This is a genomic window from Aliidiomarina celeris, assembly GCF_003316875.1.
GTDB classification, from domain to species: domain Bacteria; phylum Pseudomonadota; class Gammaproteobacteria; order Enterobacterales; family Alteromonadaceae; genus Aliidiomarina; species Aliidiomarina celeris.
In genome coordinates, this window is the sequence record NZ_QMIL01000005.1 from 130,955 (window position 1) to 148,920 (window position 17,966).

17 protein-coding genes and 1 tRNA gene are annotated in these 17,966 nt (G+C 50.3%); 9 read left to right on the top strand and 9 right to left on the bottom strand.

Features of this window, described 5'->3' with window-relative positions; genetic code table 11:
* Positions 1 to 2: 2 nt before the first annotated feature.
* Positions 3 to 1,013, bottom strand: coding sequence for a WD40 repeat domain-containing protein (locus DQW12_RS10575; RefSeq protein ID WP_113907836.1), 1,011 nt, complete (start codon positions 1,011 to 1,013; stop codon positions 3 to 5).
* A 106-nt stretch (positions 1,014 to 1,119) separates the two neighbouring features.
* On the opposite strand from DQW12_RS10575, the gene fkpA reads away from it, so the two are divergent.
* A complete protein-coding gene (gene fkpA / locus DQW12_RS10580) occupies positions 1,120 to 1,887 on the top strand; it encodes an FKBP-type peptidyl-prolyl cis-trans isomerase (protein ID WP_113907837.1) in 768 nt (255 codons plus the stop codon).
* Positions 1,888 to 1,934: 47 nt separating this feature from the next.
* On the opposite strand, the gene rsd is transcribed toward fkpA, so the two are convergent.
* The gene (rsd, locus tag DQW12_RS10585; protein ID WP_113907838.1) at positions 1,935 to 2,423 is read right to left on the bottom strand and encodes a sigma D regulator; all 489 of its coding nucleotides are present in this window, start codon (positions 2,421 to 2,423) and stop codon (positions 1,935 to 1,937) included.
* A 99-nt stretch (positions 2,424 to 2,522) separates the two neighbouring features.
* Between rsd and nudC the strand changes: the two genes are divergently transcribed.
* The 4 genes from nudC (at position 2,523) to DQW12_RS10605 (ending at position 8,780) form a co-directional block, all read left to right on the top strand.
* The gene (gene nudC, locus DQW12_RS10590) at positions 2,523 to 3,335 is read left to right on the top strand and encodes an NAD(+) diphosphatase (protein ID WP_113907839.1); all 813 of its coding nucleotides are present in this window, start codon (positions 2,523 to 2,525) and stop codon (positions 3,333 to 3,335) included.
* Positions 3,336 to 3,402: 67 nt separating this feature from the next.
* Complete coding sequence (gene hemE / locus DQW12_RS10595) at positions 3,403 to 4,470, top strand: uroporphyrinogen decarboxylase (RefSeq protein ID WP_113907840.1); 1,068 nt, start codon at positions 3,403 to 3,405, stop codon at positions 4,468 to 4,470.
* 110 nt (positions 4,471 to 4,580) lie between these two features.
* Complete coding sequence (locus tag DQW12_RS10600) at positions 4,581 to 5,636, top strand: efflux RND transporter periplasmic adaptor subunit (protein ID WP_113907841.1); 1,056 nt, start codon at positions 4,581 to 4,583, stop codon at positions 5,634 to 5,636.
* Between the two features lie 3 nt (positions 5,637 to 5,639).
* Positions 5,640 to 8,780 (top strand): efflux RND transporter permease subunit, encoded by a 3,141-nt coding sequence (locus tag DQW12_RS10605; RefSeq protein ID WP_113907842.1) that lies wholly within the window; start codon positions 5,640 to 5,642, stop codon positions 8,778 to 8,780.
* Positions 8,781 to 8,791: 11 nt separating this feature from the next.
* Here DQW12_RS10605 and DQW12_RS10610 read toward each other — a convergent pair whose 3' ends face one another.
* The 3 genes from DQW12_RS10610 to rsgA are packed head-to-tail and all read right to left on the bottom strand — an operon-like array spanning position 8,792 to position 11,440.
* A complete protein-coding gene (locus DQW12_RS10610; protein WP_113907843.1) occupies positions 8,792 to 9,520 on the bottom strand; it encodes a glycerophosphodiester phosphodiesterase in 729 nt (242 codons plus the stop codon).
* Between the two features lie 8 nt (positions 9,521 to 9,528).
* Positions 9,529 to 10,395: an archaetidylserine decarboxylase gene (gene asd, locus DQW12_RS10615; RefSeq protein ID WP_113907844.1), complete on the bottom strand. Its 867-nt coding sequence runs from the start codon at positions 10,393 to 10,395 to the stop codon at positions 9,529 to 9,531.
* Positions 10,396 to 10,423: 28 nt separating this feature from the next.
* Positions 10,424 to 11,440 carry a small ribosomal subunit biogenesis GTPase RsgA gene (gene rsgA, locus DQW12_RS10620; protein ID WP_113907845.1) on the bottom strand — a complete coding sequence of 339 codons (1,017 nt, stop codon included), beginning with the start codon at positions 11,438 to 11,440 and terminating at the stop codon, positions 10,424 to 10,426.
* Positions 11,441 to 11,545: 105 nt separating this feature from the next.
* Between rsgA and orn the strand changes: the two genes are divergently transcribed.
* The 4 genes from orn to DQW12_RS10640 all read left to right on the top strand — a co-directional run bounded on the left by orn (position 11,546) and on the right by DQW12_RS10640 (position 13,594).
* Positions 11,546 to 12,103, top strand: a complete 558-nt coding sequence (orn, locus tag DQW12_RS10625; RefSeq protein WP_113907846.1) for an oligoribonuclease — start codon at positions 11,546 to 11,548, stop codon at positions 12,101 to 12,103.
* Between the two features lie 86 nt (positions 12,104 to 12,189).
* Positions 12,190 to 12,265, top strand: a tRNA-Gly gene (locus tag DQW12_RS10630).
* Between the two features lie 166 nt (positions 12,266 to 12,431).
* Entirely contained in the window at positions 12,432 to 12,998 is a 567-nt protein-coding gene (locus tag DQW12_RS10635) for a glutathione peroxidase (RefSeq protein WP_232819950.1), read from the top strand.
* A 227-nt stretch (positions 12,999 to 13,225) separates the two neighbouring features.
* Positions 13,226 to 13,594: a MaoP family protein gene (locus DQW12_RS10640; protein WP_113907847.1), complete on the top strand. Its 369-nt coding sequence runs from the start codon at positions 13,226 to 13,228 to the stop codon at positions 13,592 to 13,594.
* Positions 13,595 to 13,684: 90 nt separating this feature from the next.
* Here the strand turns inward: DQW12_RS10640 and purD are convergent, their stop codons facing one another.
* From purD to fis, 4 genes are all read right to left on the bottom strand, one after another.
* Positions 13,685 to 14,971, bottom strand: a complete 1,287-nt coding sequence (gene purD / locus DQW12_RS10645; RefSeq protein WP_113907848.1) for a phosphoribosylamine--glycine ligase — start codon at positions 14,969 to 14,971, stop codon at positions 13,685 to 13,687.
* A gap of 8 nt (positions 14,972 to 14,979) precedes the next feature.
* Positions 14,980 to 15,828, bottom strand: coding sequence for a class I SAM-dependent methyltransferase (locus DQW12_RS10650; RefSeq protein WP_113907849.1), 849 nt, complete (start codon positions 15,826 to 15,828; stop codon positions 14,980 to 14,982).
* A 64-nt stretch (positions 15,829 to 15,892) separates the two neighbouring features.
* Positions 15,893 to 17,467, bottom strand: coding sequence for a bifunctional phosphoribosylaminoimidazolecarboxamide formyltransferase/IMP cyclohydrolase (gene purH, locus DQW12_RS10655; protein ID WP_113907850.1), 1,575 nt, complete (start codon positions 17,465 to 17,467; stop codon positions 15,893 to 15,895).
* Positions 17,468 to 17,665: 198 nt separating this feature from the next.
* Positions 17,666 to 17,962: a DNA-binding transcriptional regulator Fis gene (gene fis, locus DQW12_RS10660; protein WP_113907851.1), complete on the bottom strand. Its 297-nt coding sequence runs from the start codon at positions 17,960 to 17,962 to the stop codon at positions 17,666 to 17,668.
* Positions 17,963 to 17,966 lie beyond the last annotated feature (4 nt).

Genomic DNA, 17,966 nt, shown 5'->3' on the forward strand with positions numbered 1-17,966 from the left:
TGCTAGTTTTCCTTGTTGCAACAATTCACTTGTTCATTGAGTTGCCAGCGTTCGCCAAAACCCGCCGACGACTCACTTAGAATGGTTTGGTTGGGTAAAAATGCAAGGGCCAATACCGCAGCGCGCGGGGGGTGGTCGCTCGGTTTGCCGTCGGCTCGCCAATGCGCGATACGGTTGCCTGAGTTCATGGACCACAGTTCTATTTGCCGCGAAGCAGAACCAGTAAGTAAATACTTACTATTAGGGCTGAAGCGCGCGCTGGTGAAAACATTCTGCCGCGACAATGTCGACAAAGTATGCAAGCGCTCGCCGCTTACCAGATGATAAATAAAGGTGTCTGGTCCTGCGTTCACCATGGCTAATGTTCCATTTGCATCCAGCGCAATGCGGGTAACGCGGCCCGCAGCGGGTAAGCGGTGTACTATCGCCACTTGTTCTGTGTTCCAGAGTAATGCTTGATGGTCGTTGCCGCCACTCAACACATAGCGCCCATTGGCAGACACTTGCACCTGATTAACGCGGTCGCTATGGCCCTGAAACTCAAGGCGCCGGCCGGTGCTAGGGTTAAAAAATAATACAACACCGTCGTTTCGCGCCAAAACAATATGTTCACCACGGTTTGACACGGCAACGTCGATAATAAAGCTTTCGTCGTTGCGCCATGCGCCTAATACTTCTCCGCTTTCGGTACTCCAGAGCACAAGCGTCATGCGGCTAGCCGCGAGCGCAACACTATTGTCGGGGGAGAAAGCGACAGCCACGATTTGGCTAATGCCTTGTTCTTCTTGTTGCCAATTAAAGCGAATGGTGTTTTTTTGATTGTCGAACAGCCTTAGGCCTTCCTCGGCTGTTGCAACTAACGATAAGCTGCCGTCGTTTGTTAAGGCCGCCGCTTGTACTGTTCCTTCGGTACGCGTTTGGCGCTCGAGCAACTCTGAGCCTGGACTACAACCGAGCAGGCTGATAATCGCGCTGAACAAAGCAAATTTAAAGACGGTCCGCTGAAATGTCATTAGTCATTACCCTCTAATTATGTTTATTATAGAGCGTTCGCGTTTGAAATGCTGAGGTATTGAAAACGCCTTTTTTAGGCTCTCAATGATTAGATCGGAGAAATACATGAAAATTATGGCTAAAACAGTGCTTGCGTCGGCATTAGCACTCGCCATCGCCGGTTGCGGCGCAGAAGCGCCTTCGGCACAAAATGCTGCAGGGCAAAGCAAAGTAGCGCTCGACAACGAAGCGAATCGCCACGCATACGCGCTCGGCACGGTATTAGGGCGTGAAGTAGCCGCGAATATGGAACATCTTACCGAGACCGGCATTGAGCTCGACAACGCCGTGGTTCTCGCTGCGCTTTCAGACGCATTAAACGACAACACCCGTATGTCTGACGATGAAGTGCAAGAAGCCATTATGGCCCTCGTTGAATTGAGCACCAATTATGCTGAAGAGCAAAGCCAAGTGGCGAGCGAGCAGAACTTACAAGACGGTTTAGCTTATCAGGCTGAAAACGCTGCGCGTGAAGGCGTAATAGTGACCGAGAGCGGTTTACAGTATGAAGTGATTACCGAAGGTGAAGGCGAAAGCCCCGCCGCGGAAGATACGGTAACCGTACATTACGAAGGCACGTTAATTGACGGCACAGTATTCGATAGCTCTTATGAGCGCGACGAACCCATAGCGTTCCCACTGAACCGGGTAATCCCGGGTTGGTCTGAAGGCGTTCAGCTTATGAATGTAGGCTCGAAGTATCGTTTTGTTATTCCTGCAGAGCTCGCTTATGGTAGCGAAGAGCGCCCGGGTAGCCCAATTCCGCCAAATGCGACTTTGATTTTCGAAGTGGAATTGTTGGAGATCGAAAAAGCTGAGAGCGTAAGTGAATAAACGCTAGGCGTTAAGAATAAAAGCTCGCCGTTGAGGCGAGCTTTTTTTTAGGGGACTGGTTTTTCGTCAAGTAGCTCGCGAGCACTCAACAGTTGCAAGAGTTTATCTTCAAGTTCAAGGCGCTGCTCAATCGCTTCACCGATAATGCTTAATTGTCTGTCGAAGCCGGTTAAACTGCTGTCAGTGTCGATCTCACCAAATTGATCGTTAAACGCAAGCGCGGCTTCTGTGGTTTCTGCAATCTGTGGATAGACTTGCTCGGCAACTTCTTTCGCATGTTGGTCATGTTCATTCGCTTGGGACAAAATACGGTCGTATAATTCAAAATGGCCAGCCGATACGTAATCCACCAAGGTTTCACAAAAATGCTGAATGTGTTCAATGCTGGGCAATTGCCCGCGGTTTTCACTGTAAGGGGGTAACCCCGCCAAGCTGCAATACTGTACAAGTATAGACTGTCGTTCTTCTAGCCATCGGTCGAGTGAGGTGTCTTGCCCACCCCAACGTTGTTTTGCGGCTGTATTTCGGCTTAACATAGCCTCTCCTTTGCCATACGCACGTCATAAAAATCCACTGTACTGTTCGTATGAGGCAAAAAGCAACTATTTCTCGGTGGTCGGAGAAGCCAACTTATTATGATAATTCCAGATTGTATGCCCGAGCCTAGCGAATCGGTGTTATGGCTTATTTTGTACAATAATCAACTTATAGACACCAAGCCACAACAGCCGCACTATGCACCGCCACTACTCACGCTAGAGGAGCTCCCTCAAGCTAAACGCGGGTACACTGCTAAAATCGGCGACTATGAGGGGCGAGCGGTTTACATGTTGGTGGCCGATGCCGATATGAAGTTTCCGGCCCGTTGGCAGTGGCTGCCGCTCCGGCAATGCCTCTTGCGCACTAACGAGCTTCTGTTTAGTTTAGGTGCGCGAGCCTGCCAAATTCAGCACTTTTTGTCGACCCACAAGTTTTGTGGGCGCTGCGGCTCTGCGCTGGCGCAGTCGCGCGATGAATTGGCGGTTGTTTGTGGCGCGTGTAAAACCACTGATTACCCGCGTATTTCGCCTTGCATTATTGTGGGTATTTATAAAGATAAACAGATTTTACTGGCGCAGGGAACACGCCACCCGCAAGGGCTCTATTCTGTTTTAGCGGGCTTTGTGGAAAGTGGCGAGTCTCTTGAGCAAACGTTAAAGCGAGAGGTCAAGGAAGAGGTAGGCATTGAGGTAACCGATATTGAATACGTAATGAGCCAAGCTTGGCCGTTCCCACATTCACTGATGGCCGGCTTTGTGGCGCGCTACGCCGGCGGCGAGATAACGCCCGACCCAACGGAAATTGTTACCGCTGACTGGTTTCACTTCGACGCACTTCCGCAAACCCCACCGCAAGGCACCATAGCCGCTAAATTAATTAATGTGGTAGCGCAAAAGGTGGGCCTGTGATTTAACTGACAGCAGCGCACGGTCTTGGTAGAATCCGTGCATCCATTTTTTTGAGTTGTGAATTGTTATGAGTGCAGAATTAAAGAACGATCGTTACCTTCGAGCCTTGGCAAAACAGCCGGTTGACCGCACGCCCATTTGGATGATGCGTCAGGCGGGGCGTTATTTGCCAGAGTATCGTGAACTGCGTAAAGAAGCCGGTGACTTTATGGCGCTGTGCAAAAATGCTGAACTTGCGTGTGAAGTAACGCTACAGCCGTTACGCAGGTTTCCGCTCGACGCTGCCATTCTGTTTTCTGACATTCTAACCATTCCCGACGCCATGGGTTTAGGCCTGTATTTTGAAACCGGTGAAGGACCACGTTTTGAGCGCCCGGTTCGTGATTGGCGCAGTGTGAATGCACTTGGAATTCCGGATCCAGAAGACGAGCTCGGCTATGTCATGAAGGCCGTGAGCACTATTCGTCGCGAACTGAAAGGTGAAGTGCCACTTATTGGATTTTCCGGCAGCCCATGGACGCTTGCTACCTATATGGTTGAGGGCGGCAGCACTAAGAACTTCTCTGAAGTGAAAAAAATGGCGTTCGAAGAGCCGGAAGTAATGCACATGTTACTCGACAAGCTGGCCAAGTCGGTAACCTTGTATTTGAATGCGCAAATCGCTAACGGTGCGCAGTCGGTGATGATCTTTGACACTTGGGGCGGCGTATTGTCTCCAAGAGACTACCGCGAGTTTTCGTTGCACTATATGGCGCAGATCGTAGACGGTCTAACCCGTGAAGCCGATGGCCGGAAGGTGCCGGTTACGTTATTTACCAAAAATGGTGGCCAATGGTTAGAGGCGATGGCCGCTACGGGCTGTGATGCACTGGGCCTCGACTGGACTACAGATATTGGTGAAGCACGGCGCCGGGTGGGTGATAAGGTTGCGTTACAAGGCAACATGGACCCAAGCATACTGTATGCGTCACCGGAGCGAATTCGCCAAGAAGTGCAAATTATTTTAGACGGTTACGGCGAGGGTTCTGGACACGTTTTCAACCTTGGTCATGGTATTCACCCTGGTGTAAAACCTGAGCATGCGGGTGAGTTTATTCGAGCGGTAACCGAGCTGAGTAAAACCTACCACCGTTAGGCCTTTGCGACCAGTTCCTCGAATACAGCGGTAAGGTGTACCGATTTTTAGCAGGGAAGGGCGTACAATCGGGCTATAACTTTAGGCATATAACGATCGATGGGGATAGTATGGCAAAGCGAGCGTATGTGACACCACTGAGTGTAGTCGCCGTTCTTCTGGCAGGCGTGGTGGCGTGGTTGTATTTTGGACCGGCCGACGAACAAGGCGGTCAACGCGAAATGCCGAAACCGACGATCGTAACAACGACCGCGCAAGTCATGGAATTCCGCGACACAATCGAAGGCTTAGGCACCTCGCAAGCGAGTGAGTCTGTGAACATTATGGCGCGTGTGACCCAAACGGTGCGCGAGCTTCATTTTAATGACGGACAAGACGTAGAGCGCGGTGACCTTTTGATCGTTTTGAACGATCGAGAAGAACGCGCGCGGGTACAGGAACTAGAGTTTCGTTTAGCGGAGAACAGACGCCAACTTGATCGTTTACGTGAGCTGGCGCGTGAGAACGCTGCCTCGCGCAGCATGATCGACGAACAAGAAGTGCGGGTAGAACAAACTGCTGCAGAGCTCGATGTGGCGCGCAGTCGATTAGAGGAAATGACGATACGTTCGCCGTTCTCGGGACGCGTAGGTCTGCGCGAGGTCAGTGTCGGTTCACTGGTGCGCCCTGGCGATACCATTACCACACTCGACGCGCTGGACCCGATTTACGTTGACTTCAGCGTGCCCGAACTTTATTTACCAAGCTTAGCCTCCGGACAAAACGTAGCGGCTTATTCGGCTGCTTATCCAAATCGTGCGTTTAATGGTCAAATTGTAAGCTTGGCGTCGCGTGTGGACCCGGTAACCCGTTCTATTCAGGTTCGCGCTGCAATTAATAACGAGTCGCGCGAGCTGCGGCCCGGTATGTTGTTGCGGGTTGAACTTGAACGTAGTGTCGACAACACCTTGATGGTGCCAGAAAGTGCGGTAATTCCAATTCGTAACGACCAACACGTGTACTTTGTGAATAGCGAAGACCGAGTTGAGCTCAAAGTTGTGCAAACAGGTCGCCGGCTACCGGGCTGGGTAGAAATTTTAGGCGGCATTGCCGAAGGCGACAGGGTGGTTGTTGAAGGAACGGTGCGAGTACGCGACGGCTTGCCTGTCAATGTCGTGGAGCGCTAAGCCATGTTGTTGTCTGATGTATCGGTAAAACGCCCCGTATTCGCAACGGTTATCAACATACTGTTAATTATCTTTGGGGTGGTGGCATTTACCTCACTGCCGCTGCGTGAATACCCAAATATTGACCCCCCAGTAGTTTCAATTGGTACGTCGTACCCCGGCGCAAACGCTGAAATTGTTGAAACCCAAATTACGCAAGTTATTGAAGAGCGCATTAGCGGTATCGACGGCATTAAAACCGTTAACTCAAGCAGCCGCGACGGCCGCTCTAATATTACCATTGAGTTCGAGCAAAGCCGCGACATCGACTCGGCCGCCAACGACGTACGCGAGCGCGTACAGCGTGTTTTACGTAGCCTACCTGAGCAAGTAGACCCGCCAGAAGTGACCAAAGCCAACTCCGACGAAGACACGGTGGTTTGGTATAACTTGCGTAGTGAAAATATGACCACGCTGGAGCTGACGGATTATGCCAACCGCTACATTGTGGACCGTTTATCGGTTGTCGACGGTGTTGCACGGGTCAATATTGGTGGTGAACGGCGCTATGCGATGAAGCTATGGCTCGACCGCAATGCCATGGCGGCGCGTAATATAACCGTGGGTGATATTGAAAGTCGGTTACGGGCAGAAAACGTAGAGCTACCAGCCGGAACTATTGAGTCGCGCGATCGTGAATTCTCGGTGCGGGTAACCCGTAGCTATTTATCGCCGTCTGATTTTGCAAATTTAACAATTGTAAGCGGAGCCGACGGCTATCTTGTGCGGCTTGGTGAAGTGGCACGGGTGTCGCTTGAGGCTGAAAACGACCGCTCCGAGTTCCGTGGCAACGGCATTAACATGGTGGGTATTGGAATTATTCGCCAGTCGAATGCCAATACGCTCGACGTGGTAGACAACGCCAACCGAGAAGTTGAGCGCATAAAAGCAACGCTGCCCGCCAGTATGCAATTGGTGCCGAGTTACGACTCGTCGGTGTTTATTCGCGAGTCGATTAAAGAGGTGTACAACACTCTTTATATCGCTATGGCCATGGTTATTATCGTTATTTACCTGTTCTTGGGGAATTTACGCGTAACCCTTATTCCGGCGTTAACGGTGCCCGTGGCATTGTTGTCGTCTTACATTGTACTTTCCGCCATGGGTTTCTCCATAAACTTGCTCACATTGCTTGCGCTCGTGCTGGCAATCGGCTTGGTGGTCGACGACTCGATTGTAGTATTGGAAAATATTTATCGTCGCGTTGAGCAAGGCGATCCGCCTTTGCTGGCCGCTTATCGGGGTGCCCGTGAAGTTGGCTTTGCGGTGGTAGCCACCACCCTAGTACTGATTTCTGTGTTCGTACCATTAGTATTTCTCGACGGTAACATTGGTTTGCTGTTTACCGAGTTTGCCATAGCACTTGCAGCCGCAGTGGCGTTCTCCAGTATTACCGCGCTTACCTTATCGCCCATGCTCTGTTCCAAACTGTTGAAAAAGAAAGAGCGTAGTTCACGTTTTGGTCGCGCTATGGACGCTGGCTTTGGCAAGCTCGAAGCGGGCTACGAGCGCTGGGTGCGGAAAACCATTAGCATACCGGTGATTGCTTTTGCTGTCGTTGTGTTATCGGCGGCGGGCAGTTACCTGCTACTCGACCGTCTAGGCCAAGAGTTTGTGCCACCAGAAGACCGCGGGAACTTTTTCGTGATGGTACGTGCTGCGGAAGGTGCCAGCTACGAGTCGAATTCGCGCAATATGAAAAAAGTGGAAGAGATTTTGTTGCCTTATATCGATCAAGGCAAAGTTGAGCGCCTTATTGTCCGTACTCCCGGTTGGGGCAACAGCGCGGGTATTGCCATTGTCGGCACTATACCTTTTAGCGAGCGCGACTGGAGTTCATTCGAACTGTTAAATGAAGTGCGTGCACGCTTAGAAGAAATTCCAGACGTAATTGCCTTTGCCAACATGCGCAGCGGTATTCGTGGAGGGGGTAGTTCACGGCCTGTTGAGTTCGTACTGCAGGGCAACACCTTTGAAGACTTGGCGCGTTACCGCGACATTTTGCTCGAACGCGCCTATGAAAACCCTGGATTAGTGCAGCTTGACAGTGATTATCGTGAAACCGTGCCGCAACTGCGTATTCGTATTGACCAAAGCCGCGCTGCTGACTTAGGTGTGTCGGTGGGCGATATCGGCCGTACGCTTGAAAGTATGCTCGGTACGCGTCGGGTTACGACCTACCAAGACGCAGGTGAAGAATACAACGTAATTTTGGAAGGCGAACGCAGCGATTATCAATCGCCCCAAGCCATCGACAATATTTACGTTCGGTCGCAACGTACAGGCCAATTAGTGCCGATGTCGAACTTGGTAACGGTAGACGAAGGAGCCACTGCTGCGCAATTGAATCGCTATAATCGGATGCGATCGATCACCATTACGGCAAACCTCGCCGACGGCTATTCGTTGGGTGAAGCGTTAGCCTATTTGGAGAATATTGTACTGACTGAATTGCCTGAAGACGTTTCATTCGACTACAAAGGCCAGTCGTTGCTGTACCAAGAAGGCGGCAGTACAATTATCTTTATATTTGCGCTGGCTTTGGCCATTACATTCTTGGTGCTCGCAGCGCAGTTCGAGAGTTTTATTCACCCACTGGTGATTATTCTCACGGTACCGCTGGCCATATTTGGGGCAGCTTTTGGTTTGTACATCACAGGGCAAACCATCAATATATACAGCCAAATAGGGATTATTATGCTGATCGGCTTGGCCGCGAAAAATGGTATTCTTATTGTGGAGTTTGCCAACCAGTTACGCGACGCAGGCATGAAGTTTGAAGACGCGTTAGCGCGTGCGTCTCGTTTGCGCTTAAGGCCTATTGTGATGACCGCGTTTACCACCATTATGAGCTCCTTGCCGCTGGTACTTGCAGTAGGACCGGGTGCTGAAAGCCGTATGGTTATAGGTGTGGTTATTTTTGCAGGGGTAGCGTTCTCGGCGTTTTTAACCATTTTCTTGGTGCCGGCGCTTTACATGGGCCTTGCCAAAAATACCTCATCGCCGAAGGCAATTGAGAACGAGCTGGAACGCTTAGAGGCTATTTATCCTGACCGCCGCGCGGAAGACGATGCAATAGCGCAGGCTGAGGCCGTAAAAGACTAAAGCAAAAGCAATTAGAACTGGCGAAGAAGGCTGTTTTGGGAAACGGGCAGCCCTTCTAAAATGTTCCGAGACAACTGGGGGTGATTGGTAAAAATACCATCCACCCCCATTTTTTTCAGCCATGCAATGTCGTGGGCCTCGTCGACGGTATACACAAATACTTTTAACCCCCGTTGATGAGCGTCTTCAACAAAGCGTGAGTTCACTACATTAATGTCGATGTGGGCCGACCATGCCTCTAAAGTCGTCGCGAAGGCCGCATAGTCTAAATGACAGCTGGCGGTAAGTGCACCTAGCAAGGTTTGCGGGCGAAGGTTTTTTAAGCTTTGCAACCAATGATGATCAAAAGACGAAACCAAGAGTTGGTTGTTGGCAAAGCCTTGCTCGGCGCAAGCCCAGTCGAGCAAAGCGGCAAGTCGGTGGGTGTCAATTTCCGACTTCATTTCAATATTGAGTAAACAGCGCCCTTGGAGAAACGAAAGTGTTTCCTGCAAGGTAGGAATGGGGTGCTGACCGAAAACTTTTAAGGTGCTAATTTGAGCTTGGGTTAGGTCTTGAATTCGACCGGGTTGTGCTGCAAGGCGCTCGAGGTATCGGTCGTGGAACACATAAATTTCCCCGTCCACTTCAATAATGTCAATTTCGATGCCGTCGGCTTTAGCGTCTAAAGCGCGCTCAAAAGACGCCAAGGTATTTTCCGGCGCTACCGCACTGGCACCTCGATGCGCAATAAGCAACATAGCTTTAATTAGTCCCACTCGCCTAAAATTGAGCCCATACGGGTTACCTCGCCAATTTTCATATTTTCGTGCCAGTGCATTTTGTTTTCGGCAAAGGCAAGAATAACAGTAGAGCCGAGTTTAAAGCGCCCCATTTCTTCGCCCTTTTTAAGCATAATAGCTTGTGGCCCTGCTGCTGGGTAATTCCATTTGTGCACGTGTGAACCGCGCGGAGGAGTAACGGTACCAGACCACGAAGTTTCGATACTGGCAACAATAGTCGCTCCCACCAAAACCATTGCAAATGGCCCGTGTTCACTGTCGAAAATGGCAACAACGCGTTCGTTACGGGCAAACAAATTCGGTACGTTCTCAGCCGTTAATGGGTTTACCGAGAATAGCTCACCCGGCACATACACCATACTCCGCAATACGCCGTCGCAGGGCATGTGAATGCGATGGTAATCGCGTGGTGCTAAATAAATAGTCGCGAATTCGCCACCTTCAAATTCTGCTGCTGTTTCTTTACTGCCGCCAAGTAGTGCGCTGAGGGTGTAGTCATGATTTTTAGCCTGCACTAGTGTGTCGTTGTAGATTGGGCCAAACTGACTCACGCGACCGTCGACCGGGTGGGCTAACTCATTGTCGCTTGCGAGCATTGGGCGGGCATCGGCCTTTAATGGGCGGGTAAAAAAGTCATTAAAGGTTTTGTAGCTACTGGCATTTTCATGTTCCGCTTCGCTCATATTTACGCTGTAATTGCGAATAAAGGCCTTAATAGCAAGCTGGGTAAACCAACCCGCCCGAGCCGCGGCGAATTTGCCGACAAGCCGCGAAAGCAAATGCTTGGGTAAAATATATTGGCTAATAATTTTGGTACGATCGATAGCAGACACGCTCTTTCCCTTCTTAAATTACATATAATTACTTATAAGCTGCAAGCGAACTTATAATGCGATGGTAGTTGGCAAAACGCCCTTCGTCTATTTCTCCGGCTTCTACTGCGGCACGAAGGGCGCAACCCGGGTCGTCTAAATGTTTGCAATCGCGAAATTTACAGGTTCCCAAAAAAGGATGAAAGTCACGAAAGCCAAAAGTAATACGGTCTACCGGTAAATGCCACAAGCCAAATTCTCGAATGCCCGGAGAGTCGATAAGCGCGCCCCCATTTTCAAGTGCATACCAACGGGCTACTGTGGTGGTATGTTGGCCTAAACCCGAGTTTTCCGAAATAGCGCCAATTACTAAACTCACTTCGGGTAATGCTTTGTCGATGAGTGAAGACTTACCCACCCCCGACTGACCAACTAACACGCTGATGCGTCCCTGAAAGGCCGTGCGTAGCTCGTCAATGCCTTCGCCGGTTTCAGCGCTTACATAAAGCACAGGGTAGCCAATGTGCTGATAAACGTGCAGCCGTTGTTCAATATACTCGCGCTCGTCGTGGGCAATAAGGTCGGCTTTGTTCATTAAAATAAAAGGTTCGATACCCGCGTCTTCACAGGCTACCAAATAGCGGTCGATGATTTGATCGGAAAAAGCAGGTTGTGGCGAAGAAACAATAAAAATCCGCTCTACATTGGCCGCCACGGGCTTAAGGCCGTCGTACATGTCCGGCCGGCATAGTTCCGACTCGCGCTCTTGTACCGCTTCAATAACGCCTTGCATACCTTGTTCACTTGCTTGTGCGCGGCGCCACACTACGCGGTCGCCGGTAACTAACGACTCAACAGCACGGCGAATATTACAGCGCAACGTTTCACCTTGTTCGCTAAGAACATCGGCGTGTTGGCCAAAGCGACTGACAATGCGGCCCGGTTCTGGCGCGCCGAGTTGCTCGTTCTCCAATGCAGTATCAGCAGCTGGTTTTTCCAGCCGCTTGGCATGGTTTGCGCGAACGCGCCGTTGTTGCCCTTTGGTTAGTTTTCTCTTTTGTGCCACCCGCGCTCCTCGGTGATTTTGGCAAGCATTTACTTTGCCTGTATCATACAATAAGCGAACGCGAGAAGGCAGTAATATGCCATTGATTAAGGTAAGGACAGTGAAATGACAGAGAACACCGGGCGCTTAATCTGGATTGACTTAGAAATGACCGGTTTAAGCCCAGAGCAAGACGTTATTATTGAAATAGCGACGATTGTAACCGACGACCAACTGAATGAAATTGCGGTTGGCCCCGTGTTGGCGGTAAAGCAGCCTGACGCTGTTCTTGCAGGTATGGACGAATGGAATACCCGCACCCATACGCAATCTGGGTTGGTAAAACGAGTGAAAGAGAGCGCTCATGACAGCACCGCAGCGGAGCAGGCAACGCTGGAGTTTCTGAAAGCCCATGTAGGGCCAAACGTTTCGCCCATGTGTGGGAATAGCATTTGCCAAGATCGTCGCTTTTTAGCACGCTATATGCCTGAGCTCGAGGCTTTTTTCCACTACCGAAACCTCGACGTAAGCACGGTAAAAGAGTTGGCGAAACGTTGGCAGCCCGAAATTCTACCCGGGTTTAAGAAGCACAACATGCACGAAGCATTAGCCGATATTCGGGAGTCGATAGAAGAGTTAAAATACTATCGTGAACACTTTTTCGTCGAACAGAAAAATTCTTAAAAAAGAGGCTTGCATTAGCAACAAGAATCAGTAAAATGCGCTTCGCAGTTGAGGCAAACACCAGAGCCCAACACAAAGTACGTTTTGCGAGTATAGCTCAGCTGGTAGAGCGCAACCTTGCCAAGGTTGAGGTCACGAGTTCGAACCTCGTTACTCGCTCCAAATTCTAAAACGCCACCTTCGGGTGGCGTTTTGCTTGCTGCCGCTTTAGCAATCACGTAGTAATCCTTTTTCGGATCAATCCGAATTCCTTGCGAAAACGTATTCTCTTACACATAGTAAAACCATACATTCCGCTTTCGGCATGTTTCAATCTGTGAGGTGCGTAGTGAAACACATACTAAAACTAAAATATCTGATTCCGAGCATGGTGGCGGTTGCTGCTAGCTTTCTTTGGGTTACGCCGACTTATGCGAACAGCTGCGAAGGCCCACTTAACGGCGAGCAGCGAATGTTACGTTCAGACAACGTGGCAAACCTTTGTGAACTGACCAAAGGCAAAGTAACACTGGTGGTGAATACGGCCAGCCAATGCGGCTTTACTGGCCAATTTGAAGGGCTTGAGGCGTTGTATCAAGAATACAAAGATCAAGGCTTTACTATTGTGGGTTTTCCTTCGAATAGTTTTCGCCAAGAGCATGCCGACGAGGAAGCGGTGGCAGAAGTTTGTTTCGCGAACTTTGGAGTAACCTTTCCTATGATGGCAACTTCCGACGTGACGGGCCGCCGAGCAAACCCTGTATTTGCGCGCCTCACACAAGAGAAAGGCCCACCGGCGTGGAATTTCCATAAATACTTGGTAGGCGCAAATGGCGAAGTACTTGATGCTTTTCCAAGCAATGTGGCACCTAACGACAGCCGGATAAAAACGCGTATTGAAAGCGCTTTGAATTAAGCAGTCTACTCTATAAACGCAGCTTTTAAGGTGCCGAGGAGTTCGTAGTCCTCGGCACTTTTGTTTTTGGGACTGTGTAGAAGGCTGATTAAATATTAAATTTTATCGCATAACACACAAAAAGCTTGACAAGCTATAAATAGAGCTCTATATCGTCACTTGAAAAACACGCTTAGCAATTTTTAAGCACGCCTTCGCAAGAGGCCAAGCCCATAAGGTGGATTAAAATGGCGACAATGACTCGTGACACACTCTTAAGAAAGCCCTTTAATGACTTTCGTAATTATCCCTATGGTTTTTCACGCTCCGGTGACTTCTCCATTCGTGAGAGTGACGCACTGTTGCATTACGGCTGCCTGATTACGGCCTTGGTTGCCGGTGATATTCAACCTGAAACTGACGAAGATAGAGGCTTACTTGCGGTAGCTAGCGGCCAGAAAGAAGCAGAAACAGCGGTCGAGAAAGCGTGGGACAAATACATGAAGCGCATTAATCGGCCGAAGGTAGGCAGTATGTATGGTCGTTCGAAGGTGGTTGACGACGACAGCGACTTCGACGCGAGCGCCACCGAAGATGATTTAGTGGTTGAAGATTAATCGCTTAGAATTATAGCCTGGCTTTACTTGGGCTGATAAAAAACCCACTAAGTTTAGTGGGTTTTTTTATGCGGACTGGACGTGAGCTGTTTACTGCTCACGAGCAATGGCTCGGTACCCAATGTCGGTGCGGTAGTAAGCATCTGGCCATTGAATCTTTTCAACCAGCGCGTAAGCCTTTTGCTGAGCTTCAGTGACGCTATTGCCAAGCGCTGTACAACACAGGACGCGGCCACCGGAAGTAACAACCTTTTGCTCGTCTAGTGCTGTTCCGGCATGGAATACCTTGGTATCAGCATGCTCAGCCGCAGCGTCTAAGCCTATGATAGTATCGCTTTTGCGGTAACTCTCCGGATAACCACCTGCAGCCATCACCACGCCCACTGCAGCGCGCGGGTCGAAGGTTATGGGGTTTACGCCCAGTTGACCAGCAAGCGCGTCGAAACAAAGCTCCACCAAGTCAGCGGTAAGGCGCATCATAATAGGTTGGGTTTCTGGGTCGCCGAAGCGGCAGTTGTATTCCAATACTTTTGCGCTGCCGTCTGGAGCAATCATCAATCCAGCGTAGAGGAAGCCAACATAGGTATTGCCTTCTTTGCGCATACCATCGACAGTCGGCTGCATAATGTGCTGCATAACCCAATCACTCACGCTGTCGGTGAGTACCGGCGCTGGCGAATAAGCGCCCATACCGCCGGTATTTGGCCCTTTGTCACCGTTGTCGCGCGCTTTGTGATCTTGGCTCGAGGCAAAAGGCAAAATGGTATCGCCGTCTACCATGGCTATGAAACTTGCCTCTTCGCCCACCAAAAACTCTTCAATCACCACACGGCTGCCAGCGTCACCAAATTTGTTGCCGGCGAGCATGTCGTCGATGGCCGCGTCGGCTTGTTGCAAGGTTTCTGCAATAATGACACCCTTTCCAGCGGCAAGACCGTCGGCCTTAATAACAATCGGTAAAGACTGCGAACGAACATAGGCTTTTGCTGGCTCAACCTCGGTAAAGTTCTGGTAGGCCGCGGTTGGAATTTTGTGCCGCGCTAGAAAGTCTTTACAGAATGCCTTGGAGCCTTCCAGTTGAGCCGCTCCCTTGGTAGGGCCAAAAATGGCCAAACCGTGCTGTTGGAATAGGTCTACAACACCCAAAACTAGGGGCGCTTCGGGACCAACGATCGTGAGCGCAATATGTTCTTTTTTGGCAAAGTTGAGCAGTTCCTGAATATTGTCTGCCGCAATTGCTACATTGCTAATTCCGCTTTCAACTTCGGTTCCGGCGTTGCCTGGTGCAACGTAAACGTGCTCAACGCGAGGCGACTGCGCAACTTTCCAAGCGAGGGCGTGCTCTCGCCCTCCGCCTCCGATAATCAATACTTTCATGAACAATCCTATGCGTCTGGCTTTCTAAATTTCAGCGTAAAGCGGTCGCTCTCGCCAATTTCCATGTAGCGGTCGCGGTCGGTGTCGCCATGGCGCAATGTTGGCGGTAGCGCCCAAACGCCGCCTTCATGGTCTGCCGTGTCTTTCGGGTTGGCATTGACTTGACTCGCTCCTACGAACTCAAAGCCGGCAGCTTCGGCAAAGGCAATGGCCCAACTTTCTTTCATATAACCACTACTTTGCATGTCCGCGTCACGTCGAATTTCAGGCAAACGGTGATCGACAATGCCCAATACTCCGCCTGGCTTTAGCGCGTCGTAGAAGGTACGAAAAGCAATTTCAAGCCCCTCGTCGCCCGCCTGCATGTACCAATTGTGCATACTGCGGAAACTCAGCACCATGTCGGCGCTACCTGCGGGAGCAATCGGTGTTTTCAGGTCTAAATCAAAGGTCGTTACTTGTACTGCACTGTAGAGCGGATCTTGAATCTTTTGTTCGAAGTTAGCGCGTGAGTTACGGTAAAAGTCGCGTGGGTGCTCAGCATTAAAGTGAGCGGCATAAAGGGTGCCGTTATTCTGTAAATAAGGCGCCAGAATCTCGGTATACCAGCCACCGCCTGGCCATACCTCAACAACCGTCATGTTAGGCTCTACACCAAAAAACGCTAAGGTCGCTTGCGGATTACGGTAAGTGTCGCGCGCAGCGAACGACTCAGTGCGGTGGCTTCCTGAAATAGCACTCGCTAACGCCGCATTCTCGGCGCCGGTGCTATTGGTGTTATCGCTGCAGGCGCTTAACGCCAACGCGCTGAGTACAGAAAAAGAAATGAGCATGGTTTTTGAGTTTGTTATTGGCATTGCGTGTTCCTTTCTTCAATCTTTGAGTGTGGTGTAGTTATAGCACAACTTCACTTCATTTCGTCTAATGACGGAAATGACGCATGCCGGTAAAGACCATAGCGATACCGTGCTCGTTTGCGGCAGCAATAACCTCGTCGTCGCGAATGGAGCCGCCGGGTTGAATAATGGCCCGGATACCATCTTTCGCGGCGTTATCTATGGTGTCGCGGAACGGGAAGAAGGCGTCGGATGCCATGACCGAGCCGGCAACTTCCAAATTCTCGTCAGCGGCCTTAATGGCTGCAATTTTGGCACTATAAACACGGCTCATTTGGCCCGCTCCAACGCCAATGGTCATGCCGTTTTTGGCGTAAACAATCGCGTTTGACTTGACGAAGCGAACAACGTCCCATGCGAAACGTAAGTCTTGCAGTTGCTCTGCGTTCGGTTTGGCGTCGGTGACAATTTTCAGTTCTGAGTCGGCTACTACTGCATGATCGCTATCTTGAATTAATAAACCGCCTTGCACCCGTTTAAAGTCAAGCTGGCCACTGGGCTGAGTTAAAGACTCGGTGGTGAGGAGCCGAACGTTGGGCTTGGTGGCAAGTAAGCTCATGGCTTTTTTGCTGACTCCAGGTGCGATAATAACTTCAACGAACTGACGCGAAATAATAGCGTGCGCGGTGGCTTCGTCGAGTGGCTGATTAAAGGCAATAATGCCGCCGAATGCTGAAGTAGGATCGGTTTTATAGGCCCGTTCGTAGGCGGCGAGGCTTGTTTCACCTATGGCCACACCACATGGATTTGCATGTTTTACAATCACACAGGCAGGAGCGCTAAAGCTTTTCACGCATTCGTAAGCAGCGTCGGTGTCGGCAATGTTGTTGTAGGAAAGTGCTTTTCCTTGTAGCTGCTGCGAGGTGGCTACACTCGGTGCTGTCGCGTTGGGGTCTACGTAGAAAGCAGCACGCTGATGGCTATTTTCGCCATAGCGAAGATCTTGTTTTTTCTCTACCTGCAAATTAAAGGTACGCGGAAATGCACTTGCCTCTTCGGTGTTATTTTCCACGTGAAGCCCGAGATAATTGGCAATCATACCGTCGTACGCTGCGGTGTGCTCAAATGCTGCAGTCGCGAGATCTAATCGTGTGGCAGCGGTAACGCCTTGGTGAGTTTGGAGTTCCGTAAGCACGCGCGAATAGTCCTTAGCGTTCACCACAATAGTGACATCATTATGATTTTTCGCGGCAGCACGCACCATGGTAGGGCCACCAATATCGATATTCTCAATCGCGTCGTCAAAGCTGCAGCCAGGCTTTGCAACGGTTTCTTTGAATGGGTAGAGGTTTACGGCAACGAGATCGATAGCGCCAATATTCTGTTCGCTCATTACGCCTTGATCTTGGTCGCGTCGACCGAGAATGCCACCATGAATTTTGGGGTGAAGCGTTTTAACCCGACCGTCCATGATTTCGGGTTGCCCCGTGTAGTCGGAAACTTCAATCACAGAGATGTTGGCTTCGCGGAGCAGCTTGGCTGTTCCTCCGGTCGATAAAAGCTCAACGCCACGTTGCTGCAAGGCTTGGGCAAACTCAACAATACCGGTTTTGTCTGAAACGCTTAATAGCGCACGCTGAATAGGGCGGATCTGGCTCATAGTTAACGCTGCTCACTGTGCTGTAGGGTGTCGGCGGCCGAAGGAACGGGCCAAAGATGTGTTGCACACTGCGGTTTGATAGGCTAAGCAGGACAACACCAATGCGGTTGCACATTATACGGCAAAAGTAAGGAAGACGCATTAGCTTAACGGTACAAAAAAAGCGCCCGTAGGCGCTCTTCTAAAATGAAGCTCGGCTTAGTTCATGCCGTATTTTTTCAGTTTTTTACGCAGTGTGCCGCGGTTAATGCCAAGCATAGTGGCCGCCCGCGTTTGGTTACCACGGGTGTAAGTCATTACTTCTTCGAGTAATGGCGCTTCTACTTCGGCGAGCACAAGCTCGTATAGCTCTTCTGGATCTTGCCCGTCCAGTTGGCCTAAGAAATTATTTAGCGCTTGTTTCACTGAGTTACGCAAGGGCTTAGGATTTGCGTTCGGGGCCTGAGTCATCAGTGGATTGGTTACTACTTCACGATTTCCATTTGGGTCAAACATAATA

Excerpts from the sequence above, each read along its gene's own strand:
- DQW12_RS10575 (WP_113907836.1), bottom strand. The coding sequence starts at position 1,013 with ATGACATTTCAGCGGACCGTCTTTAAATTTGCTTTGTTCAGCGCGATT.
- fkpA (WP_113907837.1), top strand. The coding sequence starts at position 1,120 with ATGAAAATTATGGCTAAAACAGTGCTTGCGTCGGCATTAGCACTCGCC.
- rsd (WP_113907838.1), bottom strand. The coding sequence starts at position 2,423 with ATGTTAAGCCGAAATACAGCCGCAAAACAACGTTGGGGTGGGCAAGAC.
- nudC (WP_113907839.1), top strand. The coding sequence starts at position 2,523 with ATGATAATTCCAGATTGTATGCCCGAGCCTAGCGAATCGGTGTTATGG.
- hemE (WP_113907840.1), top strand. The coding sequence starts at position 3,403 with ATGAGTGCAGAATTAAAGAACGATCGTTACCTTCGAGCCTTGGCAAAA.
- DQW12_RS10600 (WP_113907841.1), top strand. The coding sequence starts at position 4,581 with ATGGCAAAGCGAGCGTATGTGACACCACTGAGTGTAGTCGCCGTTCTT.
- DQW12_RS10605 (WP_113907842.1), top strand. The coding sequence starts at position 5,640 with ATGTTGTTGTCTGATGTATCGGTAAAACGCCCCGTATTCGCAACGGTT.
- DQW12_RS10610 (WP_113907843.1), bottom strand. The coding sequence starts at position 9,520 with ATGTTGCTTATTGCGCATCGAGGTGCCAGTGCGGTAGCGCCGGAAAAT.
- orn (WP_113907846.1), top strand. The coding sequence starts at position 11,546 with ATGACAGAGAACACCGGGCGCTTAATCTGGATTGACTTAGAAATGACC.
- DQW12_RS10640 (WP_113907847.1), top strand. The coding sequence starts at position 13,226 with ATGGCGACAATGACTCGTGACACACTCTTAAGAAAGCCCTTTAATGAC.
- purD (WP_113907848.1), bottom strand. The coding sequence starts at position 14,971 with ATGAAAGTATTGATTATCGGAGGCGGAGGGCGAGAGCACGCCCTCGCT.
- DQW12_RS10650 (WP_113907849.1), bottom strand. The coding sequence starts at position 15,828 with ATGCCAATAACAAACTCAAAAACCATGCTCATTTCTTTTTCTGTACTC.
- purH (WP_113907850.1), bottom strand. The coding sequence starts at position 17,467 with ATGAGCCAGATCCGCCCTATTCAGCGTGCGCTATTAAGCGTTTCAGAC.
- fis (WP_113907851.1), bottom strand. The coding sequence starts at position 17,962 with ATGTTTGACCCAAATGGAAATCGTGAAGTAGTAACCAATCCACTGATG.